The sequence below is a fragment of the Nostoc sp. genome (assembly GCF_036919895.1).
In the GTDB taxonomy this organism is placed as follows: domain Bacteria; phylum Cyanobacteriota; class Cyanobacteriia; order Cyanobacteriales; family Nostocaceae; genus Nostoc.
This window is the reverse complement of sequence record NZ_JBALBW010000024.1, coordinates 48,105-60,530: the sequence shown is the minus strand read 5'-3', so window position 1 is coordinate 60,530 and position 12,426 is coordinate 48,105. Positions and strand designations below refer to the sequence as shown.

At 42.5% G+C, this 12,426-nt stretch carries 10 protein-coding genes; 3 read left to right on the top strand and 7 right to left on the bottom strand.

The window, feature by feature from the left end; translation table 11 throughout:
• Positions 1-46 precede the first annotated feature (46 nt).
• Entirely contained in the window at positions 47-1,183 is a 1,137-nt protein-coding gene (locus tag V7K55_RS03885) for a cob(I)yrinic acid a,c-diamide adenosyltransferase (RefSeq protein ID WP_334828394.1), read from the bottom strand.
• Positions 1,184-1,418: 235 nt separating this feature from the next.
• Here V7K55_RS03885 and fraC point away from each other — a divergent pair, with 235 nt between their 5' ends.
• The 3 genes from fraC to V7K55_RS03870 all read left to right on the top strand — a co-directional run bounded on the left by fraC (position 1,419) and on the right by V7K55_RS03870 (position 3,944).
• Positions 1,419-1,958, top strand: a complete 540-nt coding sequence (fraC, locus tag V7K55_RS03880; RefSeq protein ID WP_334828392.1) for a filament integrity protein FraC — start codon at positions 1,419-1,421, stop codon at positions 1,956-1,958.
• 60 nt (positions 1,959-2,018) lie between these two features.
• On the top strand, positions 2,019-3,026 hold the full coding sequence (gene fraD / locus V7K55_RS03875; protein ID WP_334828390.1) for a septal junction protein FraD: 1,008 nt from the start codon (positions 2,019-2,021) through the stop codon (positions 3,024-3,026).
• A gap of 138 nt (positions 3,027-3,164) precedes the next feature.
• Entirely contained in the window at positions 3,165-3,944 is a 780-nt protein-coding gene (locus V7K55_RS03870) for an ABC transporter permease (protein WP_334828388.1), read from the top strand.
• Between the two features lie 92 nt (positions 3,945-4,036).
• Here the strand turns inward: V7K55_RS03870 and V7K55_RS03865 are convergent, their stop codons facing one another.
• The 6 genes from V7K55_RS03865 to V7K55_RS03840 form a co-directional block, all read right to left on the bottom strand.
• The gene (locus V7K55_RS03865; protein ID WP_334828386.1) at positions 4,037-4,432 is read right to left on the bottom strand and encodes a hypothetical protein; all 396 of its coding nucleotides are present in this window, start codon (positions 4,430-4,432) and stop codon (positions 4,037-4,039) included.
• A 136-nt stretch (positions 4,433-4,568) separates the two neighbouring features.
• Positions 4,569-4,775, bottom strand: a complete 207-nt coding sequence (locus tag V7K55_RS03860) for a hypothetical protein (protein ID WP_334828384.1) — start codon at positions 4,773-4,775, stop codon at positions 4,569-4,571.
• A 109-nt stretch (positions 4,776-4,884) separates the two neighbouring features.
• Positions 4,885-8,520, bottom strand: a complete 3,636-nt coding sequence (locus V7K55_RS03855; protein WP_334828382.1) for a WD40 repeat domain-containing protein — start codon at positions 8,518-8,520, stop codon at positions 4,885-4,887.
• Positions 8,521-8,551: 31 nt separating this feature from the next.
• Positions 8,552-8,956 (bottom strand): hypothetical protein, encoded by a 405-nt coding sequence (locus V7K55_RS03850; protein ID WP_334828380.1) that lies wholly within the window; start codon positions 8,954-8,956, stop codon positions 8,552-8,554.
• 488 nt (positions 8,957-9,444) lie between these two features.
• Entirely contained in the window at positions 9,445-10,101 is a 657-nt protein-coding gene (locus V7K55_RS03845) for a pentapeptide repeat-containing protein (RefSeq protein WP_334828378.1), read from the bottom strand.
• A 252-nt stretch (positions 10,102-10,353) separates the two neighbouring features.
• Entirely contained in the window at positions 10,354-12,186 is a 1,833-nt protein-coding gene (locus tag V7K55_RS03840; RefSeq protein WP_334828376.1) for a ShlB/FhaC/HecB family hemolysin secretion/activation protein, read from the bottom strand.
• Positions 12,187-12,426: the final 240 nt, after the last annotated feature.

The following is a 12,426-nucleotide window of genomic DNA, read 5'->3' as shown; positions in this document are numbered from 1 at the left end:
CCAACGAAAACAATACAAACAGCACTAACTTTTGACCAATCAATGCTTAAAAATCTACCCCTCGTTTAAGTTCTACACCTTGATTTGCATAGTGTTTGTGGCAATAAACCTCTGAATGAACGCTAGCTAAGTCAAAGTAGGCTGGCTGATTTTGACAGCGCCCAGTGATGATGATTTCAGTGTCGCGGGGTTTGCGAAGTAAAGCTTGGACAATGGGTTCAACAGGGAGTAATTCTAAGTCAACGGTGGGATTTAGTTCATCGAGAATAATAGTTTTATACATTCCAGAGGCGATCGCAACTTTCGCGATTTCCCAACCCCGCTCGGCTTCTACATAGTCTAATTCTTGCCGGGAATTGCGCCAGACAATGGAATCGCCACCACAACGCTGATGATCCACTACTTCTGGATATGATTGCTGCAAGGCGGCGATCGCTGCGTCTTCTGTGTAGCCAGTACCACCTTTAAGCCACTGCATAATTAACACACGGGTAGACCCTGGATGATTGATTCCCCTACCAATGGCCTGTAAGGCTTTGCCTAAAGCACTAGTAGACTTACCTTTCCCAGCACCAGTATAAATTTCAATCCCTTCCAGGAAGAGGGCTTTGGCTGTTGGATGGTGATGAGGTTTCATTTCTGAATGCAAATCTGCAATATCAAGCAACTTTTGCGGTGCGGCGCGTCCGGTGGCGATGATTTCTAACTCTTGGGGTTTGGATTTTAATGTCTTTACCACTTCATCCACTGGTAGCAAACCCAAATCTAGAACGGGGTTAATTTCATCCAAGACGACAACTGAATATAAACCGCTAGCGATCGCGCCTTTAGCTACATCCCAACCCCGCATCGCCTCATCTCGGTCAAAGGTGGTAATTTCTTCTGGGCCAAAAAATTCGGCTCTCCCAGTGCGAACCTGGTCTATTAAATGGGGAAACCCGCGTTGCAAAGCTGCGATCGCGCCATCTTCGTCATAATCACGTTCTGGCCCTTTTAAAAATCGCAGCAGTAAAACCCGATTAGAATCGCTAGGCGTATTTATCCCCAAGCCAATAGAGCGCAAAACCACCCCCAAAGCAGCTTGAGACTTGCCTTTACCCAGTCCATCGTAGACGTGAATTTGACCAATGAGCCGTTCCTGACGCACTTGCGCCGTCCGAATACCGATACCGTTCCTTGTCATCTCTCGAAAAGCTATAAGTTGCAGTCTTTAATCTTACCTAACCTCTTGTACACTCATCTTAGAAACTACCCCTCTGGTACCGTCCCGATCAAGAGCAGCTTGATGCATTAAGAATATTAATAAGGGCATACTGGCATACCAGCATAATAAAGGACAAGAACAATGTGATAATTTCCCCATCACCCTCAATATCCCAGTTATACTCTCTACAGTTAAACCTTATCTTTGAATATTTATGCCTGAGAATTGGATGCTTCCGAGGATTTTTCCCATTGGTGGAATTCTGTTTGACTTTTTATTTGTACTAATTGCCATTCCTATCGAAGCGTATATTTTGCACTATCGACTAAAATTTGACAAAAAAACCAGTATTTTTTATGCTATTTCTCTCAATCTTTTTTCTAGTGTAATTGGTTGGATAATATTTTTTGTAGCAGAACCAATGTTGCCGATAGAGGTGAGATCAGAATTAATTAACTATATGTTTTTTAATAATTTTAAAGCATCCAACACACAAACTTTGATAATCTTAACTTCCTTTATAATTTTCTTTGCAACTTTTGTGATGAAATTTTTCATTTTAAAGGTATTGCTACTATCATTAAATGAGTCATTTGCGAAAAAAGAAGAGGAAGATCCAACATCTCAACGGCGGCGATGGAGTAATTTTAGCAATCTGAGATTACAAAGTACCAATTTGGTAACGACTATACTAATAGCAAATTCTCTTAGTTATACTGCTATGACTATTATTTTATTTTTTCGAGCAAAATAGCAGGGTTTTACTTGATTAAAAGGAAGACAAGTGAGTGATTAATTAGGTGGAAGGAAGAATATGAATACGCTACTTAAAGATGTATTTGGAGCTTTTAAATTTGCTGAAGGGCTTTATGCGGGAATTAGAAAATTATTAGTTCCGCCCAAAGCTTACTCTTGGCAGACATTTATTTATATGAGTGTCTTTTCTTGGGTGCTTTCATCTTTGGCTACAGGCTATATCAAAGATATTATTGCCTTTTTTGGTTGGTTATTTTTAATTTCAGGCACAGCTTGGTATACAACTGAAGATCCTTTGAGGGTTCCTGGTACATTTATGCCAGTCGGGGCAGTGATTACTGGATTCTTAGTGAGTGTTTTTGCCTTTGGAAATCAAGAGGAGGTAATTACACCAAGAATAATCGTTTTTTGGCCGACAATTTCGGCACTAATTACGGCAATACCAGAATTTATTGAAGGAACCGATACTGACGCTAAAGCGAGAATTCCTAAGCCCCAAGACCGCCAAAGAATCATAATTTTAGTTGCTACTAGTATGCTGCTAAGTTGCTGGATTCAGTTTTATTTTGTGATAGATCATTGGTTTCAACAATATCCCAGTTTGCAAGCAGATACTTTTAAACGTAGTACCTTTGTTGTCAGAACAGAAGAACGATTAAAAATCCCACAAAACGGGGTTGTAATTCTAGAGAAACTTCAACCAATAGTAGAAGAACAAATAGACAAAACATCTTGGTCGGAAGTAGAGAAATGGTTGCTAGATGCAAAACAACGAGTAAGGATTCTGGGTAGGGGAGTAATTCAAAAAAACCTGGGGAAATATGAAGAGAAGGATTTATGGCGCGTTGAACCGCGCGTAGCTAATACTAAATCTGGATATATATTAGACTTATTAAGTATTTGGAGCGGGCCAAGTTCTAACCCACGGGGCTATTACTTAAGAAAATCTTGTCGAATTGAACCAGTTGCAGTAACCAGTAATTCAGGGAATAAAATTCCAGTTGCAGAAATTGAATGCGATCGCGCCAGTAGATTAATTCCAGGATCGCCACCTCCACAACAGTGATAAGTGGGGATTGGGGACTGGGGACTAGGGATTGGGGACTGGGGATTGGAGCAAAAAGAAAGTTCTTCTCTTCTAATGACAAATGACAAATGACCAATGACAAATGACCAATGACCAATGACAAATGACAAATGACAAATGACTATTAACAGAATTTTTGTACTAGCAAAGAACGGGTTTCAGGAAGTGGTACGCGATCGCATCCTATATATTATTGGTTTTTATGCGCTAATCCTCGCCATTGCCTTCCGCGTCCTTCCTGAATTTGCAGCTACCACTGAAGACAAAATGTTTTTAGACTTCGGGATGGCGGCGATGAATGCCATCGGGCTAATTGTGACGATATTTGTTGGTACGGGACTGGTTAATAAAGAAATTGAAAAACGCACTATTTTGGTGTTAATTGCTAAACCTGTCAGCCGTAGCGAAATTATCATCGGCAAATACTTAGGTTTATCCGCAGTATTAGCTGTACTTATCGCCACGATGACAGCAATTTATCTGATATTTCTGCAATTTGGTAACATTCCTCATCCAACGGCGAGTATTTTAATTGCGGCAATTTTCTTATTATTGCAGTTGTCATTAATCACTGCCGTAGCTATTACCTTCGGTGTTTTTACTGCTTCCTTGCTAGCGACAATTTTAACCTTTGCTGTATATTTAATTGGAAATATTACTCAAGATTTAGTACAACTCGGTCGTCTGAGTCGCAACCCTGGTATGGAAGTTTTAACACAAGGTTTATTTCTCATCTTGCCAGATTTATCTCGATTAGATTTAAAAAATGATGCCGTTTATGGTCTGCAAGCATTACCTGACACAACTGCACTGATTACAAATGCTGGCTATGGTTTACTTTATAGTGGCATGTTGTTAGCGATCGCTATTTTTATTTTCTCACAACGCGAATTTTAGTATTTGGGCGTTGAGGCAAGCAGGGGAGAAAGAATTACTGGTTAATAACTTCCTTTCCTCCCCTGCCGATCCGAACTGTATTGCTTAAACATCTACAAAGGTTGAGTGCCTTGCATAGATGCTTTTTGTGCAATAGTTTTCATGCGAGTCGCTCTGCTTTTACGGATACGTTCACTTTTGCGAACTCCACCAGCCATCTCATATTCGCGGCTATCTTTGCCGTATTTAAAGCCGATTCCCATCAGCATCTTTTCGGAGAAAGTACCCAAGGTTTGTTCTAATTTTTCAATTTCTACTTTGGAAGAGTCAATTGTGCTAAGAGCAGTATTATGAGCTTCTAACTTGCTGCGTAATTCCTCAATTATTTCTGTCAAGGCTTTTAAATTACAAGTATTTCCAAGATCCAGATTGGCATCAATTGCTTTGAGTCCAGCAAATCTTAACTCAGCATTTTCTAGAACGCGGGATGTACGTTTTCTCAAAGACATAAATTTGGTTACTCGTAACATTTATACAGCTACTATGTCCTACTAAAAATACATTCTGGTTCAGCAAAATCCACAAAAATAATTATACTTTTTATGATATAACTACTGGTAAATTCTCTTAATTTATCTAAAGCGTTTATCTAATCTTAATTACAGCTTGAGCATTCATAACTACAGAAGAAGCTGTGCTAACTACAGCTTGAGCATTTATAACCGCAAAAGAAGCTGTGCTAACTACAGCTTGAGCATTCATAACCGCAAAAGAAGCTGTGTTAACTACAGCTTGAGCATTCATAACTACAGAAGAAGTTATATTAACTATAGCTTCAAGTTTACTTATCATATAATGAGCGTTTGTAACTACAGCTTCACCATTAATAAGTACTGTTTAAGTTGTATTAACTACGGCTTAAGCATTACTTATAACGGTTCCCTCATAGGTAATAGCGGTATTACAAATTACCAACACCATCACACAGGTGCTTGTCACTCTCATTATCAGGGGGATTAGTTTTATAATACTCGCGCATAAAACTGCACCCTTTCTGGAGTAAATAATCAAAATCCAGCCTCCACAGTTTCACTGTGTTGTCAGCACTGGCAGAAGCTAGCATCTTGCCATCGGGACTGAAGCTGATGCCCAAAACCCAGTTTGTATGCCCAGTAAGGGTTTTGATTTCTTTGCCAGTGCTGGTATCCCACAGTTTCACCGTCTTGTCAGCACTGGCAGAAGCCAGCATCTTGCCATCGGGGCTGAAGCTGATGCTAAAAACCGAGTTTGTATGCCCAGTCAGGGTTCTAATTTCCTTGCCGATGCTGGTATCCCAGAGTTTCACCGTCTTGTCAGCACTGCTAGAAGCCAGCATCTTGCCATCGGGGCTGAAGCTGACGCCAAGAACCGAGTTTGTATGCCCAGTTAGGGTTCTAATTTCCTTGCCGATGCTGGTATCCCAGAGTTTCACCGTCTTGTCACGACTTGCAGAAGCTAGCATCTTGCCATCGGGGCTGAAGCTAACGCCCCGAACCGAGTTTGTATGCCCAGTCAGGGTTTTAATTTCCTTGCCAGTGCTGGTATCCCAGAGTTTCACCGTCTTGTCATCACTGCCAGAAGCTAGCATCTTGCCATCGGGGCTGAAGCTAACGCCCCGAACCGAGTTTGTATGCCCAGTCAGGGTTTTGATTTCTTTGCCAGTGCTGGTATCCCAGAGTTTCACCGTGTTGTCAGCACTGCCAGAAGCCAGCATCTTGCCATCGGGGCTGAAACTGATGCTAAAAACCGAGTTTGTATGCCCAGTCAGGGTTTTAATTTCCTTGCCGATGCTGGTATCCCAGAGTTTCACCGTGTTGTCAGCACTGCCAGAAGCCAGCATCTTGCCATCGGGGCTGAAGCTGATGCTAAAAACCGAGTTTGTATGCCCAGTCAGGGTTTTAATTTCCTTACCGGTGCTGGTATCCCAGAGTTTCACCGTCTTGTCATCACTGCCAGAAGCCAGCATCTTGCCATCGGGGCTGAAGCTAACGCCCCGAACCGAGTTTGTATGCCCAGTCAGGGTTCTAATTTCCTTGCCGGTGCTGGTATCCCAGAGTTTCACCGTGTTGTCAGCACTGCCAGAAGCCAGCATCTTGCCATCGGGGCTGAAGCTGACGCCCCGAACCAAGTTTGTATGCCCAGTCAGGGTTTTAATTTCCTTGCCGATGCTGGTATCCCAGAGTTTCACCGTGTTGTCAGCACTGCCAGAAGCCAGAATCTTGCCATCGGGGCTGAAGCTGACATCCCAAACCCCGTTTTTATGCCCAGTCAGGGTTTTAATTTCCTTGCCGATGCTGGTATCCCAGAGTTTCACCGTGTTGTCATCACTGCCAGAAGCCAGCACTTTGCCATCGGGGCTGAAGCTGACGCCAAGAACCGAGCTTGTATGCCCAGTCAGGGTTCTAATTTCCTTGCCAGTGCTGATATCCCAGAGTTTCACCGTGTTGTCATCACTGCCAGAAGCCAGCATCTTGCCATCGGGGCTGAAACTGACGCCACAAACCGAGTTTGTATGCCCAGTCAGGGTTTTAATTTCCTTGCCAGTGCTGGTATCCCAGAGTTTCACCGTGTTGTCATCACTGCCAGAAGCCAGCATCTTGCCATCGGGGCTGAAGCTGACGCCACAAACCGAGTTTGTATGCCCAGTCAGGGTTTTAATTTCCTTGCCAGTGCTGGTATCCCAGAGTTTCACCGTGTTGTCATCACTGCCAGAAGCCAGCATCTTGCCATCGGGGCTGAAGCTGACGGCAGAAACCGCGTTTGCGTGTCCTCCCAAGGTGTTGGGTGCGGCAACATTGTGAACTGTATTTAATAATGCCAGTTCTACCTGAGTGCGGGTATCCGCATCAACCCAAAATTTACCTCGCATTTTGACAGCAGCTTTGACGCTTGATTGGACGGCTTTTCGCCCATCTAAACCCAAAAACCCATCGGAACTTTGGGCAAAGGCATTAATTTGACTGATTTCGGCATTCCCCCAGCCTATACCCGCTAGTCCAGATAAACCCAAAGCTAACACCAAACCCCCAGCCAATCCATAAAAAGTCAGCCGTTTTGTGCGTTCCCGTTGCTTTTGTTCTCTATCCCTCAATGCTACACTAGCTTGAATAAACTCTTGCTCCCCTGCGCTAATATCCTCTCGCCGTTGTTTTAGCTTTTCTTCTGCTTCTAGCAACGCTGCACCCCGCAACAATGAACCAGAATCTCGCTGCGTTGATTCCCATTGTCCTTTTGCTGAACGCAGTCGCTCTTGCCAAGCCCTAAAAACGCGGTCTTTATTCATCCATTCGCGCAGTTCTCCCCAGTTGCGAATCAAAGCTTCATGGACTACTTCTACCGTTTCTTGACTGGTAGCATTGCGACTTGTCACCACCAACCTAGCATCCGCTAATTGTTTGACCAAATCCCAGCTTTGCTCCCCCAATTCCGCCTTCATCGCCACCCGTCGAGTATCTTCTGTTCCCTCACCCGGACGCACCAATTGAATAAAAATCCGCCGGACTTTTTTTTTCTCCTCCTCTGTCAAGTTGCCATATTTCTCATCCGCATGACGAGCTAACGCACCTTCTACTTGACCAATTTCTTCATAGATTTCGTGAGTTAATTGTTTACCCGTGCGCTTATTCCACAACTCTGTTAAAGCAAACTCTAGCAGAGGTAAATTTCCTGGCTGGTTTTCCACATCCTCTAAAATGCGTTCTACCAGTCCGCTTGCAAATGTCACCCCTAATTTTTCGGCAGGTTTTTCAATAACTTGTGTTAATTCCTCCCGATTCATCGGCCCTAATTTCACATCAGCATTTTGCAAAACATCCGCAAAGGGACGATAGGAGAGAGCATTTCCCAAAAAATCTGCCCGCATTGTCGTTACCCAAACCGTAGCAGGTGCAGATAGAGAAGAGGAAGTTTCTAAACTAGCTAATAAACAATCAAGAAATTTATGGCGAGTTTCCTGATGGTGACAGAGAGTATAAATTTCTTCAAATTGGTCAGCAATTAATAGCACCCGTTGATTAGGGTGATTTTGCCGAATTTTAGCAAAAACGTCCGAGATCAGCATAGAGCCATCTTGCAAGTAACCAGCTAACTTGCGGGCTTGGGCAATTTGGTCAGTTGCATCTAAATTAGGCGTATAAAGTGGCACTAAAGCTACAGCCAACGCATGAAAAGGATCAGCACCAGGACGAAAGTGAGTAAACTGCCAATTTCCGGCTATTTGCAACTTCGGAACTAACCCCGCTAATACCACCGAAGATTTACCGCTTCCCGATGCACCCAATACGGGTATAAAATTCCGGGTTTTAGTTGCACTATAAAGTTCTTCGATAAAAATTTCCCGCCCAAAGAATATATCCGCATCATTGGGGCCAAAATGAAACAAACCGCGATAAGGACAAGGGAGAGATTCATCAGCAGCGTCGGTAGAATCAGAAGCGACTAATCTTGCTTCTTCTCGATAGTAGTAATTGGTAACAGTGATAGTTGCATTACCAGTCGCTGAGGTAGCAGCGTATTCACTCCCTGTAACACTTTGTTGAATCTCGCTTTGCTTAGACATAACATCTACCCTGATTAATTAAGTTACAGTCTCAGTTCTCCTTCGATGTGCCTTGTTCATTGATGTCACTAATACTTGCATTACCAGAACCAGAAGTAGCGGCATATTTGACATTACTGATATTTTGGTTAATAATCTGCTGTCCACCAGGCTGTTCTTTGACTTGATTAAGTAACTCTTGAGCCGCTTTAATAATTGCTGCATCTTTATCGGCACCAGCTTCAGCTAATTTCTTTTTAAGTGGTGCGTTATATGTTTCAGGATCTGTTTCGTGTTCTTCCAGAACCATTTGTGCTTTTGGTTGACTTTCAAACTTCTTCTTAATTAAGGCTTTCAAACCCTGATAGGTATCTTTCACGGCTGTTCCTGCGGTATCCTTAGTAGCTGCGATCGCACCAGCACCTAAAGCAGCAATAATCAAAGAAATAGGTTCCATAGTTAATTCTCAATAACTTTACAAGAGCAGTTCGATGTATCTAAGAAACATACAGCGAAAATAGGGTGCGTTACGCAAATAAAGTACCGCACCCCAAGTTTTGACCAAGTTTTAACTGAATTAACCTGAGTTTGATGAACCTCTCCCCAACCCTTGTAGCATTTGGGCTGGGGGTTAGGTCTGTATTAGACTCAACCGAGAAACGCTATAGCAATCCTAAATGAGTTGTGAAAATTTGCGTTGTCTAAATCCCCGACTTCTTAAAGAAGTCGGGGATTTAATTTTTTACGAATGATTTAGAACTGCTATATAAGACTCACTCTTATGTAAAACAGGAATGTGAAGCAAAAAAGACGATATCTAAATAAACATAAGTGAAATCATTACCCAAGCTGAGAAAAATTGTGGTTACAGCTAAAAGGAAAGCCTCATACAGAGCATGGAAACGGAATCACAAGATTATCTCACTTTGACAGGGCTACAACTAACTAATAAATAACTATCTGAGGTTGCTTAATTGTGCCATCAGGCATGATAGTATCCCGGAACCTTGCATAAATCAGGTTTGTTTCCCAAAGGTTTGCTTTAGTCAAATTTGCCTTGGTTAAATTTGCCCATGTCAAATCTGCACCAGTTAAGTTGGCCTCAGTTAAATTAGCTTCTAGTAATTTTGCTCCGCATAACTTTGCTCCTGAGAGATTTGCTCTCATTAAGTTAGCTTCAATCAGTGATGCTTCAATTAATTTGGCTTCACTTAAGTCTGCTTCTCGCAAATCCACATCACATAAAGAAGCACCCCAAAGATTACTACTCGTGAATTTCGCCCGCCACAAGAAAGTTCCGCACAAATTTGCTCGTGTTAAATCAGCATTAATCAAATTAGCTTCACACAAAGATGCTTCATACAAATTAGCTTCGCGTAAGCTAGCTTGCATCAAATTTGCACCACTTAAATTAGCACGAGTGAGGACACAGCCAGACAAATTTGCGTCACGTAAATCCGCTCCAATAAAGTTAACACCACTTAAGTTAATTCCTTTTAGGTCAATTCCACTCAAGTCACATCCACTAAAATCTCGGCGCTGAAAATATTTATTTGTGATTTGGCTTAATATTAGTTCCTGCTTATCAGCATAATTTTTCATGGTATTCACCTCTGGGTGTAATTTATCTCAAAGGTCAAGTGTGGTAGTTACCGTATATTGAGAGTACACCCCAAATGGAGATTAGCTCAGTAAATAATCAGAAATAAATTTTCCAAAAATCGCCAATCACCTGAAAATGCGCTTTTTCAGTGGTTTTTAAAACAAAAAATGCTGACATAGGTCAGGAAACATTGATAAGTTAAGTGAAGGGAATTCCCGGCTACACAAACAAAGCCCACCGATATTGCTGTGCTAAGGTTGATAACGAAGACTAAAATAAAAACCATCATCTTGAGCGTTATTGCCGCGATCGCTCAGATCGATAAATGGAAATCCATAATCGAGCCGCAAAAACAGATTATCAATTCCCATTGCCTGATTCCATAATAATCCTAAGCCCGCACCCGCCAAAAATGTTTGAGCGGGTAGCAGATTAGGATTATTAGACTGATTCCAAACTGCTCCCATGTCCAGAAATGGCGCGAGTTGAATTGTGGATAATCCAGATTCATCGCGCTGGACTGTGAACCGATCTTCAATCGCTACCCGAAATCCATTATCCCCAGAGCGGATATTTTGACGATATCCCCTTACAGACTGTCCACCGCCAATAACAAATTGCTGGGAAGGTAAAAGACTATCTGGTGTTAACTGTAAGTCTGCTTGGATAAGCAACAGATGATCGTTGCTGAGTTGCTGGACGCGCTGTATTTGACCCAACCAACTGAAAAAGCGGCCATCAGGTATGGGGTCACTGTTGATAGTTGCGTCTAAGATGTCAATGCCAAAATTAAATTGCGATCGCAAAAACCAAGCTCCTTGAGGTTCGCGCTTGATATAATCTTGACCAAATTTAATTACGCTGGTGCGGCTGACACCATTGGCATCAGGCCCAATACCAAAGGGGGTTGCAAGGTTATCGAAGAGGAAGGTTTGACCCTCTTGATAGGTAAATCCCAAAGATAAGGCAAATTCTTCTTTGGGCGATCGCATCAATGGTTGGCGATAATTGATTTCATAAAGATCCTGGTTGGCGCGAATGCCAAGGGCATCAAAGGGTGGCTCAGTGATTTCGTTGCGATTAAATGCCGTTCTAATCTGCACTTTGCCATTCATGGCGTTAACAGGAACTTGATAGCTAAAATCAAAAGCATCAGAACCACCAGAAAGCGTGTGATAATAGGAGCCTGCTAACTCATCTCCCATCCCGGTTAAATTGCGATCGCGCAGTTCAATACCCAATCTTTCTGCCCCAATACTGGGAGGCGAATAATTATCTACACCCAAGCTACCAATTAAAGTTTTTGCCTCTTCAACTCTGACAATGAGAACACTTTGACCAACCTTACCCGTTGGCCTTAGACGCGCTTCCACATTGGTAAATAGAGGATCGAGTCGCAACAATTTCAGTTGTTCTTCGAGCTTACCACTATTCAAAGGGATACCCGCACCTAACTGGATGCGACTACGAATATAAGATGGATTTAATCGCCGCGTCCCTTCGATGTTAATCTCTGTCAAACGCCCTTCAATGACTCGAATTACCACAACACCATCGGCGGTACTAGGTTGCTGAATATCTGGAACTGCTCTGGAATTTATATAGCCTTTGTTTAAGTAAAGCTGGGTAACAGCATCTGCGGCTTGTCTGATTTCTTCTAAAGTCAAGTCCCGTTCTTCAAAGGGCTTAACTACTGGATTAAAGTCATTTTCATTAAAGACGGTGCTATCTACAACTTGGATTTTGCGAACCCGAATCCGTTGTGGCGTTTCTAGTTGAGGGTTCGGTTCGGGTTGATTCGGGGCAATTACTGGGGAAGGGTTTGTTTCCTGTACTATTTGTAACTTTGGCTGAGTACTATTTGCAGCCGAGTCGGGTGTAAAGTTATTTGCTGTAGCTCTAAGTCCATTTACAGTTACAATCCAGACCGCAGGCAGAATTAGCAAGCCACACTGAAAACTGAAGCTGTGCTTGTTCCATTTAGTACTTGCCAAAGGCCAAGTGTTTACCTGATGAGAGAAAGAGACAATTCTTTGCTGAGTCGTTGTTTTCGGCTTAATACCAGTTCCTGTGTCTTTTCTCATTTCTCCTCAGTGGGGTGCCTTATTTAAGGACTGGGCTGATTTTGGTTTTTGAGTATGCTATGGGTGCATGAATATTTCAATATCATATTTTTGACATTCAGATTTCAGAAGATTTGTAACTAAAAGTATAATTAACACCGCGTGCAACCAAATATAGGCATCTAATTAAGGATTGTGTGTAAACGACGGAAATCGTACTTGGCGCTAGCTGTTAACCCTGTTGGCGAAACAATTGATCGT